At 58.8% G+C, this 19,505-nt stretch carries 16 protein-coding genes; 6 read left to right on the top strand and 10 right to left on the bottom strand.

Going from position 1 to position 19,505, the window contains the following annotated elements:
- Positions 1-90: 90 nt before the first annotated feature.
- Positions 91-1,215 carry a GNAT family N-acetyltransferase gene (locus ACIF4X_RS21280; RefSeq protein ID WP_397483616.1) on the bottom strand — a complete coding sequence of 375 codons (1,125 nt, stop codon included), beginning with the start codon at positions 1,213-1,215 and terminating at the stop codon, positions 91-93.
- Positions 1,216-1,498: 283 nt separating this feature from the next.
- On the opposite strand from ACIF4X_RS21280, the gene ACIF4X_RS21275 reads away from it, so the two are divergent.
- On the top strand, positions 1,499-2,821 hold the full coding sequence (locus tag ACIF4X_RS21275) for a putative porin (RefSeq protein ID WP_007914428.1): 1,323 nt from the start codon (positions 1,499-1,501) through the stop codon (positions 2,819-2,821).
- Between the two features lie 145 nt (positions 2,822-2,966).
- On the opposite strand, the gene ACIF4X_RS21270 is transcribed toward ACIF4X_RS21275, so the two are convergent.
- The 5 genes from ACIF4X_RS21270 to aceK form a co-directional block, all read right to left on the bottom strand.
- A complete protein-coding gene (locus tag ACIF4X_RS21270) occupies positions 2,967-3,203 on the bottom strand; it encodes an anti-sigma factor family protein (RefSeq protein WP_397483615.1) in 237 nt (78 codons plus the stop codon).
- Entirely contained in the window at positions 3,197-3,808 is a 612-nt protein-coding gene (locus tag ACIF4X_RS21265) for an RNA polymerase sigma factor (protein WP_397483643.1), read from the bottom strand. Before ACIF4X_RS21265 ends, ACIF4X_RS21270 begins: the two co-directional genes overlap by 7 nt.
- Positions 3,809-3,945: 137 nt before the next feature.
- On the bottom strand, positions 3,946-5,067 hold the full coding sequence (locus ACIF4X_RS21260; RefSeq protein ID WP_397483614.1) for a beta-ketoacyl-ACP synthase III: 1,122 nt from the start codon (positions 5,065-5,067) through the stop codon (positions 3,946-3,948).
- Between the two features lie 327 nt (positions 5,068-5,394).
- Positions 5,395-9,306 (bottom strand): ATP-dependent RNA helicase HrpA, encoded by a 3,912-nt coding sequence (gene hrpA / locus ACIF4X_RS21255; RefSeq protein WP_397483613.1) that lies wholly within the window; start codon positions 9,304-9,306, stop codon positions 5,395-5,397.
- A gap of 274 nt (positions 9,307-9,580) precedes the next feature.
- Complete coding sequence (gene aceK, locus ACIF4X_RS21250) at positions 9,581-11,302, bottom strand: bifunctional isocitrate dehydrogenase kinase/phosphatase (RefSeq protein ID WP_397483612.1); 1,722 nt, start codon at positions 11,300-11,302, stop codon at positions 9,581-9,583.
- Between the two features lie 398 nt (positions 11,303-11,700).
- Between aceK and ACIF4X_RS21245 the strand changes: the two genes are divergently transcribed.
- Complete coding sequence (locus ACIF4X_RS21245) at positions 11,701-13,326, top strand: methyl-accepting chemotaxis protein (RefSeq protein ID WP_397483611.1); 1,626 nt, start codon at positions 11,701-11,703, stop codon at positions 13,324-13,326.
- Between the two features lie 85 nt (positions 13,327-13,411).
- Complete coding sequence (locus ACIF4X_RS21240) at positions 13,412-14,320, top strand: DMT family transporter (RefSeq protein ID WP_397483610.1); 909 nt, start codon at positions 13,412-13,414, stop codon at positions 14,318-14,320.
- Between the two features lie 119 nt (positions 14,321-14,439).
- On the opposite strand, the gene ACIF4X_RS21235 is transcribed toward ACIF4X_RS21240, so the two are convergent.
- Positions 14,440-15,306, bottom strand: a complete 867-nt coding sequence (locus tag ACIF4X_RS21235) for a DMT family transporter (protein ID WP_397483609.1) — start codon at positions 15,304-15,306, stop codon at positions 14,440-14,442.
- A gap of 95 nt (positions 15,307-15,401) precedes the next feature.
- The gene (locus tag ACIF4X_RS21230) at positions 15,402-15,566 is read right to left on the bottom strand and encodes a hypothetical protein (RefSeq protein WP_162835961.1); all 165 of its coding nucleotides are present in this window, start codon (positions 15,564-15,566) and stop codon (positions 15,402-15,404) included.
- A gap of 189 nt (positions 15,567-15,755) precedes the next feature.
- On the opposite strand from ACIF4X_RS21230, the gene ACIF4X_RS21225 reads away from it, so the two are divergent.
- Together ACIF4X_RS21225 and ACIF4X_RS21220 are read left to right on the top strand one after the other, a co-directional pair.
- Positions 15,756-16,283, top strand: coding sequence for a hypothetical protein (locus tag ACIF4X_RS21225; RefSeq protein WP_150730371.1), 528 nt, complete (start codon positions 15,756-15,758; stop codon positions 16,281-16,283).
- Entirely contained in the window at positions 16,280-16,480 is a 201-nt protein-coding gene (locus ACIF4X_RS21220; RefSeq protein ID WP_397483608.1) for a hypothetical protein, read from the top strand. The genes ACIF4X_RS21225 and ACIF4X_RS21220 overlap by 4 nt, the downstream gene beginning before the upstream one ends.
- Before the next feature lie 57 nt (positions 16,481-16,537).
- Here ACIF4X_RS21220 and ACIF4X_RS21215 read toward each other — a convergent pair whose 3' ends face one another.
- The gene (locus ACIF4X_RS21215; RefSeq protein WP_397483607.1) at positions 16,538-17,476 is read right to left on the bottom strand and encodes an aspartyl/asparaginyl beta-hydroxylase domain-containing protein; all 939 of its coding nucleotides are present in this window, start codon (positions 17,474-17,476) and stop codon (positions 16,538-16,540) included.
- Between the two features lie 185 nt (positions 17,477-17,661).
- Positions 17,662-18,636 carry a cysteine synthase A gene (gene cysK, locus ACIF4X_RS21210; RefSeq protein WP_007911289.1) on the bottom strand — a complete coding sequence of 325 codons (975 nt, stop codon included), beginning with the start codon at positions 18,634-18,636 and terminating at the stop codon, positions 17,662-17,664.
- Between the two features lie 127 nt (positions 18,637-18,763).
- On the opposite strand from cysK, the gene ACIF4X_RS21205 reads away from it, so the two are divergent.
- Positions 18,764-19,505: DUF748 domain-containing protein (locus ACIF4X_RS21205; RefSeq protein WP_397483606.1), on the top strand; the 742-nt coding region annotated here is incomplete at its 3' end.

Raw genomic sequence — 19,505 nt, 5'->3', positions numbered from 1 at the left:
TAGGAGCTGCCGAAGGCTGCGATCTTTTGATCTTGATGTTCAAAAAACAAAATCAAAAGATCGCAGCCTTCGGCAGCTCCTACAGGGGATCTACGTTTGGCGGTAGGGCAACGCTGTTTTCGCTTCTTCGGCATACGCAAGAATGCCGGCGCGTTCCTGTTGCAGGAAATCCTTCACCGCTGCTTTCAGACCCGGATGCAGCAAGTAATGCCACGAATGCGTGATCACCGGCTCGAACCCGCGAATCAACTTGTGCTCGCCTTGGGCGCCAGCATCGAAACGCTGATAACCCTGGGCAATCGCGTAATCCATACCCTGATAAAAACAGGTTTCAAAATGCAGGCGATCATACTCGGCCAGACATCCCCAATAGCGCCCGTAGAAACTGTCGCCACCTACCAGACTGAACGCCATCGCCACGGGCCGTGAGCCCTGTTTGGCCAGCACCACGCGAATGGCCTCGGGCATGCGCTCGGCCAGCAGACTGAAAAACTCCCGCGTCAGGTAGGGCGTCTGACGCCGCACCGCATAAGTGTTGGCGTAGCAGGCGTAAACAAAATCCCATTGCGCCTCGTCCAGCTCACGCCCCTCCAGCCACTCAAATTCAAAGCCCTGCCCCGCCACTTGCTCGCGTTCCTTGCGCATCTGTTTGCGCTTGCGCGAACTGAGCACGTCGAGGAAATCCTGAAAGTCTCGATAACCGCGATTCTGCCAGTGATATTGACAGCCAATCCGTTGCAGCCAGCCCGGTTGCTCGGCCATCGCGGCGTCAGTGAAAGCGTCGGTGAAATTGATGTGCGCACTGGAAAGCCCTTCGATCTCCAGGTAACCAGGCAGGCTCTTGAGCAATTCGAAACCGTCTTCGACATTGGCCGCCAACAAGCGCGGGCCGCTGACCGGGCTGAACGGCACAGCCGTCAAAAGCTTGGGGTAGTAATCGATGCCGGCCCGGGCGCAGGCGTCGGCCCAGCCGTGATCGAACACGTACTCGCCGTAGGAATGCCACTTGCGATAACCGGGTAACGCGGCGATCAGGCGATCGTCTTCGATGTGCAGTAAATGCTCCGGCTGCCAGCCGGTGTGGGGGCCAACGCTACCACTGTCTTCCAGCGCACTGAGGAAGGCGTGGCGCAGAAATGGCTGAGTTTCAGGCACCAGTGCATCCCAGGTTGCAGGAGCGATTTGAGACAGGTTTTGCAGGCGTTGCAACGGCATCAACAAGCTCTCCACAACAGGACTTCAGTGCCCGGCGAGTATCGCCGATTGCGCGGCTTTGCACACCCGCAATCGGCCGACACCGCTCTAGATCAATAGTTCAGGGCCAATCGATATCGTCATCAACCTGCCATCACTGTGCCACCGCTCTGTCATAAACCATCGCGATACTGGCGCCTGTTTTTAGAGCGCCGGGTTCTACCCGGACACTGTTTTCCGACGTTCGAATCGTCGGTTGTGCCCCGGATGGCTGTGCCATCCCCTCTCATCTTCGGAGATTGCTATGCGTCTTGCTTCCACGAAAACTGCGGCGGCCCTGTGCGGTGGCTTGTTGCTGGCCATGAGTGTTCCGGCCAGTGCTGCAGTCGACGCCAAACTGCTCGACATGCTCAAGGCTAACGGTTCCATTTCCCAGGCGCAGTACATCGAACTGCAAACTGAACTGGCCAAGGATCAGAAGGCTCAGCAAATCGCGCAGCAGGCGCAGCAAGAGACCAACGAACAAGTCGCCGCCGTTGCGAAGAAAACCAACGAACAAAGCGTCTTCGACCAGAAACTGGCCTGGGCCGCGAAGACTCAGTTCAAGGGCGACGTGCGTATCCGTCAGGAAACCATCAAGATCGACGGCGAGCCGAACAACGGTGGCCGCGACAAGGATCGTCAGCGTATCCGTGCCCGCCTGGGTGCCTACACCGAGATCAACCCGCAAGTCGACACCGGCATCCGCATCGCCACCGGCGGCGGCGACGATGCCCGTTCGACCAACCAGGACCAGGACAACTACTTCGACAAGAAGCAGATCTGGCTCGACCTGGGCTACATCGACTACCACCCTGATCAGATCAAGAATCTGCACATCATCGGCGGCAAGATGCTCCAGCCGTGGGTCAGCATGGGCGACGTGATCTGGGACAGCGACATCAACCCGGAAGGTCTGGCCGTTACCTACAAATACCCGTTGGGCAGCAGCGCCGAACTGTTCGGCAGCCTGGGTAACTACAACCTCAAGGACAACGTCGACGGCGATGGCGTGCAATTCCGTCACGACCTGCGTCTGACCGCCGGCCAGTTGGGTAGCCGTTTCAACATCACCGACAACCTGAAAGTGACCCTGGGGGGCAGCGTCTACGCCTACCAGAACGACGAAGACAGCCGCTGCACCGGCACGTCCACACCGTGTGCGCTGGCGGTCAACGGCAACTCGGCCAACAACGAATTCCGTCTGTATGAAGGGTTCAGCCAGGTCGACATCGGCGGTCTGCCGATGCCACTGTCGTTCTACGGTCAATACGTGAAGAACAACGATGCCGTGACCGACCAGGACACCGCGTGGCTGTTGGGTGCCAAGTCGAAGGTCTTCGGCCTGAACCTCGATTACAACTATCGTGACGTGCAGCGCAACGCCGTGGTCGGCGCCTTCACCGACTCCGACTTCGCCAACGGCACCACAGGTTCGCGTGGTCACAAGTTCAAGGTCGGTTACGACATCGACAAGAACTTCGCCATCGGTGCCACGTACTTCCTGACCAAAGCCGACTTCGCCAGCCGTACTCAGCGTGACGCTGACGCCAACACCCTGCAGCTGGATGCGGAAGCCAAGTTCTAAGAAAAGAGCGACAAGCTTCGAGCGACAAGTCGCAAGTCACCGCTCCCCTTGCGATTTGCCGATCGAAGCTGATTTTCCTGCAGCCCGATGCAGTTACAGCGATCCCCATCATCCGTTCGCTGGCGCTGCATCGGGCTGTGTTTTTTCACGGGCTATCGTCCCGCCGCTGCGCCGCCAGGCGTTCAGCCAACGCATCCACTCCCTCCTCCGGCTTCTCCGGCATCGCCTTCAAGGTCGCTTGCATCAAACGCATCTGACGAATGAAGCGCCGACAGTTCGGGCAAAACATCAGGTGATGACGCACCAACAGCTTTTCGCGAAAGCTCAATTGGCCATCGAGATAATCGCTGGAGCGCGCCACTTGTTCCTTACAGGTCAGCATTCCCCGGTCTCCTCAAAATGCTCCACGGTCGCGAAGACTTTCAGCCGCGCACGATGCAGCAGCACACGGACATTGGAGAGGGAGATCTCCAGAAGATTACAGATTTCCTCAAGCTCCAGTCCCTGGCGCTCGCGCAACAGCAAAACGCTGCTTTGCAGTTCCGAAAGGTTCAGCAGGGTGTGCTCCAGACAGTCGCGCAATTCGCCTTCAGTGAGCAGCGCTTCGGGAGTGTCCTGATGCCAGGCGAAAGGGGCAACCAGCCAATGGCCATCACCTGGAGAAAAGCGGTCGTCGTCGATCGTGCCGTGGGGCGATGGCAAATCATCCATCAACACTTCCCGGCGATTTTGTTTATAACGACTTTTGGCCGAGTTGGCCGTGATGGTCAACAGCCAGGTCTTGAGACTGGAGCGGCCTTCGAAGGTAGCAATGTGGCGCACCACCGACAACCAGGCGTCCTGCACCACTTCTTCAACGTGGCGCTGGCCGACAATCGCATACGCCACGGCGCGCATGGCGCTCTGATACGTCGTCACCAGTTCCTTGAAAGCCTGTTGTTCGCCCGCCAGCAGGCGCGCAAGCAGTTGGGTGTCGTCAGCCGCCATCCAAAAATCTCCTTGTGCCGATTCCGAAAATGATAGCGGCAGGTCTTCACCTGCCGCCATTTCCGAAAAATTACAGCGTTTGAGCCGATTCGGATGTAGGAAAGGTCGGCGCGTTCAAGAGGAAATTAAACCAATTTTCAACGCTTGCGCAGAATCACGCTGCCGATCGAATAGCCTGCACCGAACGAACTCAAAACAGCCAGCGAACCGGCAGCCAGATCGTCCTGGTATTTGTGGAAAGCAATGACCGAACCTGCGGAGCTGGTGTTGGCGTAGGTGTCGAGAATCACCGGCGCTTCTTCTTCGGTGGCTTCGCGGCCCAACAGCTTGCGCACGATCAGGTGATTCATGCTCAGGTTGGCCTGGTGCAGCCAGAAGCGCTTAACGTCGCCGACGTTGAGCTGGTTTTCTTGCAGATGTTCACCGATCAGCTCGGCGACCATCGGGCAGACATCCTTGAACACCTTGCGGCCTTCCTGCACGAACAGCTTGTCGCGGGTACCGATACCCTCTTCCGCTGCGCGGTTGAGGAAGCCGAAGTTGTTGCGGATGTTGTTGGAGAACTTGGTCAGCAGCTTGGTGCTGACCACGTCGAACTGGTACGCGGACGTCGCGGTATCAGCACGCTCGATGATCACCGCAGTCGCGGCGTCGCCGAAGATGAAGTGGCTGTCGCGGTCACGGAAGTTCAGGTGACCGGTGCAGACTTCCGGGTTGACCATCAGGATCGCCCGGGCCTGGCCCAGTTGCACGCTGTTGGCCGCGGCCTGAATACCGAAAGTCGCCGAGGAGCAGGCGACGTTCATGTCGAAACCGAAGCCTTGAATGCCCAGTGCTTCCTGGACTTCGATGGCGATGGCCGGGTAAGCGCGTTGCAGGTTGGAACAGGCAACGATCACACCGTCGATGTCAGCGGCAGTTTTGCCGGCGCGCTGCAGGGCCTGTTCGGCAGCGCCAATGGCCATCTGACAAAGTACCGACCATTCGTCGTTGGAACGCTCCGGCAGGCGTGGGGCCATACGTTGTGGATCGAGGATGCCGTCCTTGTCCATGACAAAACGGCTCTTGATGCCCGAGGCTTTTTCGATGAACGCGGCGCTGGATTCGGTCAGGGCCTGGATTTCGCCACTGGCGATGGCCTCGGCGTTGTCGGCATTGAACTGGGCGACGTAGGCGTTGAAAGACTGCACCAGCTCTTCGTTGGAGATGCTGTTGGCCGGGGTGTACAGGCCGGTGCCGCTGATGACGACGTTATGCATGGTCGTTTCTCTAATCTGTTCAGGCAGAAAGTGCTGGAACCGTCGTACCAACACACAAAGGGTCTATTCCCATCCGGGGGACGCAAACCTGGCATCGCATTATTCCGTCGCGCGACACGGCCGAAGGCTCTGGGTCGCGAAACCGGCGTTTATGGTCGCGAAGTTTGCCATAAACGCAGGCTTTTGGCGCCTTTCTCAAGATCAACGCGGATGATCGTTCCCACGCTCCTGCGTGGGAATGCAGCCCGTGACGCTCTGCGTCACTGGACGCGGAGCGTCCCCAGAGGCGTTCCCACGCAGAGCGTGGGAACGATCAGCGGCGGGGGCTCAGGGTTCTACTTGGGTCCATTGCTTGTTCAGGCGTTTGTCGGAGATCGGCACTTTGGTCCCCAACTGTTGGGCAAACAGCGACACCCGGTATTCCTCCAGCCACCAGCGATACAGCTCAAGCTGCGGATCGCGTTTGCCTTCCTGCGCATGTTTGGCCGCGCGGGTCTGGTATTGCGCCCAGAGGCCGGCGAGTTCGCCGCTCCAGACGCGATCCTTCTGCACCTGCGCGCCAAGTTTTTCGAAACGCTGCTCGACCGCCTTCAGATAACGCGGCAACTCTTTGAGCCACTGCATCGGCGTCTCGCGGACAAAGCCCGGATACACCAGATTATTGATCTGCTGCTTGATGTCATTCAGCGCCACGGCTTGGGCCAGATCGATCTTGCCCTTGAAGCGTTTTTGCAGACTGTGCCAGAGCTTGAGAATCTCCAGCGTCAACCGGGCGACGCGCTCGGCGTGCTCGGTCCAACTGCCGCGTTTGCGCTCGGCCAGTGCCGCCAACCCGGCACCGTCACGGGGCAACGGGTCTTCGCCTTCAAGAATGCAGCTGTCGAGGCTGGCCAGCAGAATGTCTTCAACCAGCGCATCAACGCGGCCCAGTTCGCGGTAGAGCAAGCCCAGCTCAGTCTGCCCCGGCAACTTGCCGCGCAGGAATTTGGCCGGCTCGGCCAGTTGCTGCATCAACAACCGCTGCAACGCGCGACGATGCTGGAACTCGGCCTCGGCCGGGGTCGAGAAGCGCCCTTCCTTGACCGTACCGCCCTCTTCGACCAGCGCCGGATACACCGTCATCGACAGCCCGGCGATCTTCTGCTGGGTCTTTTCCGCCACCGGGGCGAAGACTTTCGCCTCCACCGGCTGCTGACTTTTCGCACTCTGCGGCACCGCTAGCGCGGCCTGACTGGCTTCGGCAAACCGTGCGGTCAGCTCGGCAAGATCGCGACCTTCGCCAAGGAATTTGCCTTGGCCATCGACGATCTCCAGGTTCATCCGCAAATGCCCTTCGACGCCTTGCTCAGCTTCTGCCCACGCCTCATCGCTGACCCGCGCACCGGTCATGCGCAGCAATTCGCGGCCCAGCGCTTGCGGTAACGAGCCTTCGGCAAAGGTCATGCGTTGCAAGGCAGCCTTGATAAAGTCCGGCACCGGCACGAAGTTTTTGCGCAAAGCTTTGGGCAGGTTGCGCACGAGGGCGATGCACTTGGCCTCGATCATCCCCGGCACCAGCCACTCCAGACGCTCCGGCGGCAGCATCGGCAACAGCGGGGCCGGCACACGCAGGGTCACGCCGTCACGCGGATGATTGGGTTCGAAGTGGTAGGTCAGTGCCAGCTCCAGATCGCCGATGTGCAACGTGTCCGGGTAATCGCGCGCGGTGACTTCACTGGCCTCGCGGGCCAGCACGTCCTCTTCGCGCATGATCAACAGCTGCGGGTTCTTCTGGCTGTTGATGCGGTACCAACTGTCGAAGGTCGCGGTCTGATGAATCTCCGCTGGCAGCCGCGCATCGTAGAACGCGTACAAGGTTTCTTCGTCGGCGAGAATGTCGCGGCGACGGGCCTTGGCTTCCAGTTCGTCGAGTTGTTCCAGCAGTTGTTTGTTCGCGCTCAGGCACTTGGCTTTCGATTGAATTTCGCCACGCACCAGGCCTTCACGGATAAACAGCTCCCGCGAAACCACCGGATCCACCGGACCGTAATGCACCGGACGGCGGCCGACCACGATCAGCCCGAACAAGGTGATCTGTTCGAACGCCACGACCTGGCCGCGCTTCTTTTCCCAGTGCGGTTCAAAGTGGTTTTTCTTGATCAGGTGCCCGGCCAGCGGTTCGATCCAGTCGGCATCGATCTTGGCGACCATGCGTGCGTAGAGTTTGGTGGTCTCCACCAGTTCGGCGGTCATCAGCCACTGCGGGCGCTTCTTGCCGATGCCCGACGACGGATGAATCCAGAAACGTCGCTGACGCGCGCCGAGGTAATCGCCGTCTTCGGTTTTCTGGCCGATCTGGCTGAGCAGGCCGACCAGCACCGCTTTGTGCAGTTTCGGATAATCCGCCGGCTCTTTATTCAGGCTCAGCTGCATGTCGCGGCAGATCAGGCTCAATTGGCGGTGAGAATCACGCCACTCGCGCAGACGCAGGTAGTTGAGGAAGTTCTTGCGGCACCAGTTGCGCAGCGGGCTGGCCGTCAGCGCCTGGCGCTGCTCTTCAAAACCACGCCACAGATTCACCAGACCGGCGAAGTCCGAGTCGATATCTTTCCATTGCGCGTGCGCCTGATCGGCGGCTTGCTGACGCTCCGGCGGGCGTTCGCGCGGATCCTGGATCGACATGGCACTGGCGACGATCAGCACTTCCTGCAGGCTGCCGAGTTTGGCCGCTTCGAGCAGCATGCGGCCCATACGTGGGTCGACCGGCAGGCGCGCCAACTGGCGACCGAGCGGCGTCAACTGACTGTTGCGATCAACCGCCGAGAGCTCTTGCAGCAGGTTGAAACCATCGCTGATCGCCTTGCCATCCGGCGGCTCGATAAACGGGAACGCGGTGATCTCGCCGAGACGCAGATGCAGCATCTGCAAAATTACGGCGGCGAGGTTGGTGCGCAGAATTTCCGGATCGGTGAACTCCGGGCGACCGAGAAAATCTTCTTCGCTGTACAACCGAATGCAGATACCCGGCTCGACCCGACCACAGCGACCTTTACGCTGATTGGCACTGGCCTGGGAAATCGCCTCGATCGGCAAGCGCTGCACCTTGGCGCGATAGCTGTAGCGGCTGATGCGCGCGGTGCCGCTGTCGATCACGTAGCGGATGCCCGGCACCGTCAGCGAGGTCTCGGCAACGTTGGTCGCCAGCACCACACGACGGCCCGGGTGCGACTGGAAAATCCGCTGCTGCTCCGCCGGCGACAGGCGGGCGTACAGCGGCAGGATTTCAGTGTGTTTGATTTGGGCCTTGCGCAGCATGTCGGCAGCGTCGCGAATCTCACGCTCGCCGGGCAGGAACACCAAAACATCGCCGGGACTACGGCGTTCGCTGCGCTCATAGGCGGCGATTTCGTCGAGGGTGGCGAGGATCGCCTGATCCACCGTGAGGTCATCCTCGACGCGGTTGCCCTCCTCGTCCTGCTCCAGCGTCAGCGGGCGATACCAGGTGTCCACCGGGAAGGTACGGCCGGAGACTTCAACAATCGGCGCATCGTCGAAATGCTTGGAAAAGCGCTCCAGATCGATGGTCGCCGAGGTGATGATGACCTTCAGATCCGGGCGACGCGGCAGCAGGGTTTTCAGGTAACCGAGCAGGAAGTCGATGTTGAGGCTGCGTTCGTGGGCTTCGTCGACGATGATCGTGTCGTAGCGTTCGAGGTAGCGGTCGTTCTGGGTTTCCGCGAGCAAAATGCCGTCGGTCATCAGTTTGATCAGGGTGTTGGAATCGCTTTGATCTTCGAAACGCACCTGATAGCCGACCAGCGAACCGAGCGGCGTGCCGAGCTCGTCGGCGACCCGGCTGGCGACGCTGCGTGCAGCGATTCGGCGCGGCTGGGTGTGACCGATCAGACCGTGCTGGCCGCGACCGATTTCCAGACAGATTTTCGGCAACTGGGTGGTTTTGCCCGAACCGGTTTCGCCGGCGATGATCAGCACCTGATGTTGCTCCAGCGCCTTTTTGATTTCGTCGCGCTTGGCCGCAATTGGCAGGCTGTCGTCGTAACGAATCACTGGCAGGCTGGCCTTGCGGGCCAGCACCTGATCACAGGACGCCTGCATGCGCGTCACCCACTCAGCCAGTTTGGCCTCATCGGGTTTCTTGCGCAGCTCAAGCAACTGCCGCCGCAGCCGGTGACGGTCGGCGATCATGGCGTGGTCGAGGTTTTTCAGCAGTTTGTCGATGGAGGGCGATTCGTCGGTCATCGGGTAGGCAATTCGGTCGTCTATTTATGCAGGGGGCGGATTGTCGCAGATTTGGGAGATGTTTGGCGTGTCAGGGGGATTGCAGCCCTCACCCTAGCCCTCTCCCAAAGGGAGAGGGGACCGACCGAGTCAACTTTGCCAACTTCGCCGACCTGAACGTGCATCACCGATTCCATAATCGCCAGGCTCTTTCAGGTCGGCGTTCGACTTGAGACACCTCGGTAGGCCCCCTCTCCCTCTGGGAGAGGGCTGGGGTGAGGGGCTTTTAAAAGAGCTATTCGTTGTCGAGACCTTTGCGCCGATACGGAAAGACATCAATGACCTTCCCCGCGCGAATCGCCTCTTGCAGGCTCTTCCAGTAATCGGCGTTATACAACTCGCCATGCAACTGATCGAACAACTTGCGCTGCCCCGAATCGGCAAACAGGAACGGTGGAAATTCTTCGGGAAACACATCCAGCGGTCCGATTGAATACCACGGCTCGGAGGCCATCTCATCTTCGGGCGTGCGCGGCGCAGGAATGTGGCGGAAGTTGGCCTCCGTCAGAAAGCAGATCTCGTCATAGTCATAAAACACCACCCGCCCATGCCGGGTGACGCCGAAGTTCTTCAGCAGCATGTCGCCGGGGAAGATATTCGCCGCCGCCAGTTGCTTGATCGCCAGGCCGTAATCCTCCAGCGCCTCGCGCACTTGCGCGTCATTGGCGTTTTCCAGATACAGATTGAGCGGGGTCATCCGCCGTTCGGTCCAGCAGTGACGGATCAGCACGGTGTCGCCCTCGACTGAAACCGTCGACGGCGCCACTTCCAACAATTCCTCAAGACATGCCGGATCAAACTTGCTCAGCGGAAAACGGAAGTCGGCGAACTCCTGGGTATCGGCCATGCGCCCTACCCGGTCGACACTTTTCACCAATCGGTACTTCTCGATCACCGTGGCGCGGTCGACGTTTTTCGACGGTGAGAAGCGGTCCTTGATGATCTTGAACACGGTGTTGAAGCCCGGCAGGGTGAACACGCTCATGACCATGCCTCGCACCCCCGGGGCCATGATGAACTGGTCATCGGTGTTGGCCAGATGGTTGATCAGCGCGCGATAAAACTCGGATTTTCCGTGTTTGTAGAAGCCGATCGAGGTGTACAGCTCGGCGATGTGCTTGCCCGGCAGGATACGCCGCAGGAAACCGATGAATTCCGCCGGCACTGGCACATCGACCATGAAGTACGAACGGGTGAACGAGAAGATGATCGACACATCGGCTTCGTCGGTGATCAATGCATCGATCTGGATCCCGCGCCCTTCACGGTGCAGCAGCGGAATCACCAGCGGCCACTGCTCGTCGCGGGTGAAGATGCGCCCGACCAGATACGCGCCCTTGTTGCGGTAGAGCACCGAGGAAAACAGCTCGACGCTGAGTTCCGGGTCCTTGCACACCCAGTCCGGCAGATTCTCGCGCAGTTGCGCTTCGAGGCGGCGCAGGTCACCGGGCAAATCGGCGTAGTCCTCGCTGAAACGGTAGTCAGCAAAAATGCTCGCCAGCATCCCCGACAACTGGCCCTGGGGCTTGTAGGTGCGGGTTTGCGCGGCGCGGGCTCGGCGCAGGCTCGGGCGAGTGGTGTGGATGAACATGCAGCCGTCGCTGATCAGGTCGTGGCTGAACAGCCCGCAGAAAATCGAGTTGTACCAGGTCTCGGACAGCTCATCGTCGAAGCGCAGGTCGATGACGCTGATGTAGGCACTTTTCACCAACGGCCAGCAGCTGACATTCATCAGCGTTTCGTCGTCAAAATATTCGCGCAGGCGGGCGATGGTTTCGCCGACCTTCTCTTCGTAGAGGTTGATCCGTGCTGCCGATGCGGTTTGCGTCTCCTGCCAGCGCGCCTGCTCGAAGCGCTCCCGGGCACCGTCGGTGATGCGCCGGAACTGCTCGCGGTAATCGTCAAAGCCATCGAGGATCATCCGGGCGATGTCGGTGGCTGGCCATTGCTGCGGCATAGATAAGACCTCGGCGTGCGTTGGGAAATCTGTGCCTGAGCTTAGCCACGGATAGGCGCGCAGGTGAAGTGCAATTTCTGCCAAATCTGCGCCAGGGTTGTACAGCGATACGATTTTTAGCAAAGTTTTTTTAATCGACCGTTCGGTCAGTTAATCACCTTGACGGTCCTTCTGGCCGGCCTGCGCCAGCCCGCGAATTCTCTGGGTTTCGGATCCAATACAGTACAGACGCGTCTAGTCCGTGGCTTTTGTGCAACTGCGCGGATCGTCAGCAACGACTCCAGATTGGTCTTACCAAAATAGTGGCACTTTGATATATAGCCCGCCATTACCCACCTCATAACAAGATCCTCGCTGACGAGGACGACCTCCCCCCTCAAAGATCAAGGAGCACATTGATGTCTATCCGGAATCTGCGCATAGGTTTGCGCGCCAGTTTGAGCTTTGCCATTTTGGCCGGTCTGCTGGTGGTGGTCGGCCTGTTCGGTCTGGGCCAGATGAAAACCCTGCGCGAGAGTGCAGCGGTGATCGAAGAGTCATGGATGCCCAGCATCGAGAGCATTCATGACGCGGCGGCGAATATCGCCAGCATCCGTCTTGAATCGTTGCGTCTGATCACTAACTCCCAGCCTGCGGTGCGCGACCGAAGCAAAGGCATTCTCAAGGCGCAACGTGAGGAATTGCTCAAACGCCTCAACGATCACAAAGCCCTGATCGCCAGTGATCAGGAACAGGCGATGCTCGACGGTCTGAACGTGGCTGTCGGTAAATATCTCAACATCCTCGACCAGATTGTCAGCCAGATTGAAGCCGGTCAGAACGAGCAGGCCTCCGCTCGTTTGAGCAACGAGCTGGCACCGCAGGGCACTGTGCTCGACAAGACGCTGGAGCAGATGATCAGCCTCAATCAACAAGGTGCCGACGCCGCCGCCAAGGCTGCGTCGGCGATGTACCAACGGGCATTGTGGATCGTCGCGACGATCATCGTGGTCGCTCTGATTGCCACGCTGCTGTTGGCCTGGCAGTTGACGCGCAGCATCACCACCCCGATCAATCAGGCCCTGAATGTGGCGCGGCGTATTGCTGCCGGTGATCTCAGCGGCCAGATCGTCAGCACCGGTAAAGATGAGGCTGCGCATTTGCTCGACGCCTTGGCCGAGATGCAAGGCAATTTGCGCTCGACCATTCGAGGAATCAGTGAATCGGCACAGCAACTGGCTTCCGCTGCCGAGGAAATGAGTTCGGTGATGGAGCAAAGCACTCGCGGCCTGCAGCAGCAGAACGATCAGATCGAACAAGCCGCCACAGCGGTCACCGAGATGAGCACGGCGGTGGATGAAGTCGCCGCCAACGCGGTGTCCAGCGCCGAAGCGTCCGCTGCCTCCAACGAAGACAGCAAACACGGCCATGTACAGGTCAGCGAAACCATCAGTTCGATTCAGGCGTTGGTCGATGCCGTACTCGGCGCTTCCGCCCAAGCCGAGGGCCTGGCCACTCAGGCACAGGACATCAGCAAAGTGCTGGAGGTGATTCGCGGGATCGCCGGGCAGACCAATCTCCTGGCCCTCAATGCGGCGATCGAAGCGGCTCGGGCCGGTGAGGCCGGGCGCGGCTTTGCTGTGGTGGCCGATGAGGTGCGTTCGCTGGCCCAACGCACGCAAAATTCCACCGAAGAAATCGAGCTGATGATCAGCAGCATCCAGCAAGGTACGGGGGCGACCGTGGGCGCGTTGCAGAGCAGTGCCGAACAGGCGGGTCAGACGTTGCGGCGCGCCAACAGCGCCGGGCAGGCACTGGAAAAAATCACCGCGTCGATCTCGCAGATCAACCAACGTAACCTGGTGATCGCCAGCGCGGCCGAGCAGCAGGCCTTGGTTGCCCGTGAAGTCGATCAGAATCTGGTGACCATCCGCGACCTCTCGACCCAGACCGCCGCCGGCGCCACCCAGACCTCGGCCGCAAGCCAGGAACTGTCGCGTCTGGCCGTCGACCTTAACGGTCTGGTGACACGCTTTGTGATCTGAACGCAAAGTTGAATGCCCGAATAGCGGTTGCCTTCGTCAGGGCGCTCGGCAACACTCTCGTCCCGATCAAGGAAGGAGATCCGCCGTGAGCCCTGTCGATATTTTCCGTATGTTGTCGCTGGCGGCCATCTGGGGCGCGAGTTTTCTGTTCATGCGCATTATTGCGCCGGTGATCGGCACGATCCCGACCGGTTTTTTTCGCGTGTCGATTGCGGCCGTTGGCCTGTTGGTGATTCTCGGGCTGATGCGCGTGCGCTGGGATTTCAAAGGCAAACTGAAAACCGTGATGCTGCTGGGCGTCATCAACTCGGGTATACCTGCCACGCTGTATTCGGTTGCCGCCCAGGTACTGCCAGCCGGCTACTCGGCGATTTTCAATGCCACGACACCGTTGATGGGCGTGCTGATTGGCGGGTTGTTCTTCAGTGAAAAACTCACTGCTGCCAAGTTGGGTGGGGTGTTCCTCGGCCTGTTCGGTGTTGGCGTGCTGACCCGCGCCGGCCCCGTGGCGTTCGACTTGCAGCTGTTGATGGGCGCCGTCGCCTGCCTGCTCGCGACCACTTGCTATGGCTTCGCCGGTTTCCTCGCACGACGCTGGCTCGATCAAGCTGGCGGCCTGGACAGCCGTCTGTCGGCGCTGGGCAGCATGCTCGGTGCGACGCTGTTCCTGTTGCCATTGTTCGCCTATAGCGTGATCACTGCACCGCCGGTCAGTTGGGGCGGCTGGAATGTCTGGTTGTCGCTGCTCGGTCTGGGTCTGGGCTGCACGGCATTTGCCTACATTATCTATTTCCGCTTGCTCAGTTCCATTGGCCCGGTGAAATCGATGACCGTGACCTTCATGATCCCTCCGTTCGGCGTGTTGTGGGGGGCGTTGTTGCTGGATGAGCCGTTATCGATGGCGCACATTTATGGCGGGGTGTTGATTGCTGCGGCGTTGTGGCTGGTGTTGAAGCCTGCTGTGGTGAAACCTTCGCAGGTGACAGCTCGCTAGACTTCTGACGCTGCCGAAATGGCTATCGCGAGCAGGCTCACTCCTACAGGGGAATGCATTCCAATGTGGGAGCGACGGTGCGACGATTCGACCTGCTCGCGAAGGCTATGTAACAGTCTCTACTCAGTGGTTTTGCGGAACACAAATGCCAGGCCGACCACAATCAACAGCATCCCCAGCACGCTCAATGCCGCCAGGCGATTGCCGAAAATCAGGTAATCCATTACTGCCGTCACCGCTGGCACCAGATAAAACAGACTGGTGACATTCACCAGATTGCCTCGCGCGATCAGTCGATACAGCAACAGCGTCGCCAGCACCGAGACCACCAGCCCCATCCACAACACAGGTACGATAAAACCTGCGTTGTGTTCAAAGTGGAAAGGCTGAAACGGCACAAAGATCCCGCACAACAACAGCCCGGCCAGATACTGCACCGGCAGCGTGCCGAGAGGATTTTCCGTGATGCGCTTCTGCATGATCGACCCCAGCGTCATGCTCGCCAGCGCCAGCAACCCGAACAGCATCCCTGCCCAGGACATTCCGGCCAGACCGATGCCCTGGTAAACCACCATGATCAGCCCCGCCAGCCCCAAGGCCAGACCGAACATCCGGCTCGCCGAGCGCTGCCGCTCCATCAAGACCACGGTGAGAATCGGCTGTACGCCCATGATGGTCGCCATCACGCCGGGCGTGACTTTGCTGTTGAGCGCCAGCAGATAGAAAATCTGATAAGCCCCCAACAACACCACGCCGGTGGCGATCGCAAACATCATTGGTTTGCCGCCCTTGGGCAGCTTCAGCTTGAGCAACGGCGCCAGCAGCACCAGCCCGCACAAGGCAATCACAAAGCGAATCAGCAGAAAGGCAAACGGCGAAGCGTGGGCCAGGCCCCATTTGGAGAAGATCGCGCCGCTGCTCCACAGCAGAACGAACAGGCTCGTGGACGCCGCCGCGAGCGCGGATTTTTTCGACAGGACAAACATGAATACCACCTGTAGTCAGGCAAGAAGCCAACTCAGCCGAGGCTGAAATTCAGTAGGTTTTTCTGGCGGGCGCAGGGGTCAGCAAAAACTGCCGATCAGCCCGAAACGCCAACGCCCGGCGGTGATACGACTGCGCACACCGGCGTGCTACTGACAGGTGGGGGGTAATGACTGATCTGCTTGGGCTGCTGATTCCCGCACGGCACGACGCCAGCGTTGACCGCTGAATCGACTACCGCGTTGATGAGGGATGCAGGCATTTGGCAGATCTTTTTTGAGAGGGTGGAAGGTGAGGCATACGACTCACGAGCGCCGACTATAACCAGCGGGCGACATGGATTGCAATGATTTGGACAAAGGGCCAGTAGCGACGGATGCATGAGAGCTGAATAGGCTGTTGAGCAACGGCTACACCTACCGATGGGGAGACATGGAATGCTCGAAATCATATGCCAAGGGAACGGAGTTATCTGCGCTATCAGTTGTATCGGTCAGAGGCGAGAAAGGCGGCTAGTATCACCACCAAGAAAATGCTTTTTCATGAGGGAGCAGACTTTTCGAAAGTACGCTTCGAAGCCATCGATGCTCAGGCAATGAGTGCTTTTGAGCTTTGGGATAACCCGCATTTTTCCTGGGGAGATGTCGTCACCTGGAAGACCCGAGAACCCTTGTCTCTGGATGTCGCGATCTGGTTTGAACAAGAGCTCTGCGGGCTGTGTTTTGTCATTCCAAACAATAGCCGTCAGCGGATTCGAATCGTGCGGCTAGAGGGAAGGCCAGGGGAAGCGCATCCACTTAAAAACCGTATCGCGGCGTTGGCGATGCTGGCCATTGACGAATTTGCCCAAATTATTGGCAGCAGATTGATTGAAGTTCAGGAGCCCATGCAAGGAGCCATTCCGAAATATAGACAGCTCGGCTTCACATTTGATTTGGATGGCCGGCTTGTGCTCGCAGTGGAGGGTAAAGTATTGTGAAAACTGTTCAATTAATGATCAGCGAGGGCAAAAAAATGCGTAAGGTTGTTAAACGAACCCCCTCGAAAAAGGGATCACGCAAAGCCGATGAAAAGCTGGGGGATTTAGTGTTATCCACCAACCAGCAACGATTTCTGCAAGTTCTTGTCGATGGCATTGACGTAGATGAACCCAACGTTCTCGCTGGACGGCGCTGATTCGCAGGCAATAAAAAACCGCTCACAAGGAGCGGTTTTTTATTGCCTGATCCAGCCTCAACCAAACAGCCAATACCCCAACAACGTCAACACCACCACCGCCAGCACCGGTCGCATCACGCGGTAGGCTTTCGGATGACGACGTTTCCACTGTTTGACCACGCCGCTGAACCTGTCACTGAAGTTCTTGCTCCAGGCGTAGGCCTGGTTGATCCCGCCGACGCGTTCATCATCAAGGTTCTGCGGTGCGGTGGCACGGCCGAGCCAGGCGCTGATCGCGCGGTTGATGCGAGTCATGAGGCGGTTGCTCAGCGGGCGCTCGACGTCGCAGAACAGAATTACACGGGTTTGGTCGGTTTCGTTCTTGACCCAGTGCACGTAGGTCTCGTCGAACATCACGTCTTCACCGTCACGCCAGGCGTAAACCTGACCGTCGACGAAAATCCGGCAGTCGTCGGAGTTCGGCGTCGACAAGCCGAGGTGATAACGCAGCGAGCCGGCGAACGGATCGCGGTGCGGGTTGAGGTGGCTGCCACCCGGCAACAACGCAAACATCGCACCTTTGACGTTGGGAATCGCACTGACCAGCGCCACGGTTTTCGGGCACAGGGTTTCAGCCGATGGCAACGGTTTGTCGTACCACTTGAGGTAGAAACGCTTCCAGCCTTTCTTGAAAAACGAGCCGAAACCGGCGTCGTTGTTCTTTTCCGCCGCGCGAATATAGCCCTCATCGAACAAATGCATGGCTTCGTCGCGAATGGTTTCCCAGTTGTCGCGCAGTACATCCAGCTCCGGGAATTTGCTGCGATCCAGATACGGCTTGGACGGTACGCCGGAGAACAGGTACATCAGGGCGTTGTACGGGGCGAACAGCGCCGAGTGGTTGACGAACTGGCGCAGAACCGGCAAACGCGCTTTGCCGCGCAAATGCACATAGAGGATGCTGCCCACAAACAGCAGCAGCACCGACACCTTGGCGGCTAACGAAAAGCTCATCAACGACTCCTTGAATAAAGACAACGCTGCGCAATGCCATTTTACCCGGCATGGCAGCCGGCCATGATAAACACTACCGGCGCCGGGCAAAACCCGCCTTACACAAGATTCAGTGTTAAGAATTGCGCAACAAAGCATTTATTAGCATAACGATCCTGAACCCTGGCTGACCTGAATCAACTGGATTACTGCTGAGTCTCCTGCTCAGTGAACAAATCGCTGAACAGCATGCTCGACAGATAACGCTCGCCGGAGTCAGGCAGAATCACGACGATGGTCTTGCCCTGCATCTCCGGCGTCTCGGCCAGACGCACCGCTACGGCCATTGCAGCACCGCAGGAAATCCCGCACAAAATCCCTTCTTCCTGCATCAACCGCAGGGCCATGGCCTTGGACTCTTCGTCGGTGACCTGCTCGACCCGGTCGACCATCGACAGATCCAGATTCTTTGGCACAAAGCCGGCTCCGATCCCTTGAATCTTGTGCGGGCTCGGTTTGATCTCTTCACCCGCCAACGCCTGGGTGATCACCGGCGACGACATCGGCTCCACCGCCACCGAAAGGATCGGTTTGCCCTGAGTATTCTTGATATACCGCGAAACGCCCGTGATGGTTCCACCGGTGCCGACGCCTGCCACGAGTACATCGACGGCACCGTCGGTGTCGTTCCAGATTTCCGGACCGGTGGTCTTTTCGTGGATGGCCGGGTTGGCCGGGTTATCGAACTGCGCCGGCATGAAATATTTGTCAGCATCGCTGGCGACGATTTCGGCAGCCTTTTCGATAGCCCCTTTCATGCCCTTGGCCGGTTCGGTCAAAACCAGTTCGGCGCCCAAGGCCTTGAGGACCTTACGGCGCTCGATGCTCATCGAGGCCGGCATCGTCAGCATCAATTTGTAACCACGAGCAGCAGCCACAAAGGCCAGACCGATGCCGGTATTCCCCGATGTCGGCTCGACAATGGTCATGCCCGGCTTGAGTTTACCGCTGCTTTCGGCGTCCCAGATCATGTTGGCGCCGATCCGGCACTTGACCGAGTACCCGGGGTTGCGTCCTTCGATCTTGGCCAGAATGGTCACACCACGTGGCGCTATGCGGTTGATCTGCACCAGCGGCGTATTACCGATGGAATGGGCGTTGTCAGCGAAAATACGGCTCATGGCTGGGTCCTTATGCAGCGTTGAATTCAGCCTTCCAAGGTAAGCCTGTTGCCTGGCGCAGTCCAGTCGGGTCGAACGACTGCGCGGTGTAACAGTCAATCGCTTACATCGTCAGGGAATTGCCGTCATGAAGCGTCGCTACAGTTGGCCACTAGGGATTTTCGCCGTCGTCGTTGTGTTGCTGATCGCGCTGCACATTGCCCTGCCTTACATGGTGCGCGATTACCTGAACGGCAAGCTGGCGGACATGGGTGACTATCGGGGCCAGATCACTGATGTCGATCTGGCCCTATGGCGCGGCGCCTACAAGATTAACGGCCTGAAAATCGTCAAAGTCGACGGCAAGGTGCCGGTGCCGTTCGTCAATGCGCCGCTGATCGATCTGGCAGTCAGTTGGCATTCGCTGTGGTACGACCATGCTGTCGTGGCGCAAGTGAAGTTCATCAATCCCGAGATCAACTTCGTCGATGGCGGGGCCAACAAGCAGAATTCCCAGACCGGTCAGGGCACTGACTGGCGCGCGCAACTGGGCAAGTTGCTGCCGATCACCCTCGACGAAGTGCAGATTCACGACGGCAAGATCAGTTTCCGCAATTTCAACTCAAAGCCGCCGGTCAACATGAACGCCACCAATGTCGACGCGAGCATCTACAACCTGACCAACGTGGTCGACAAACAGGGCAAACGCGATGCCCGTTTCGAAGGTAAAGCCCTGCTGCTCGGCCACGCACCGCTGGAAACCACCGCCACGTTTGACCCGCTGAGCAATTTCGAAGACTTCGAATTCCGCCTGCGCGCCAAAGACATCGAACTCAAAAGCATGAACGACTTCGCCTCGGCTTACGGCAAGTTCGACTTCAACGCCGGCC

Origin of the sequence: Pseudomonas sp. NPDC085632 (assembly GCF_044541255.1) — a bacterium.
Classification (GTDB): Bacteria; Pseudomonadota; Gammaproteobacteria; order Pseudomonadales; family Pseudomonadaceae; genus Aquipseudomonas.
The sequence above is the reverse complement of the archived record's forward strand: the minus strand, read 5'-3'. Positions and strand labels throughout refer to the sequence as shown.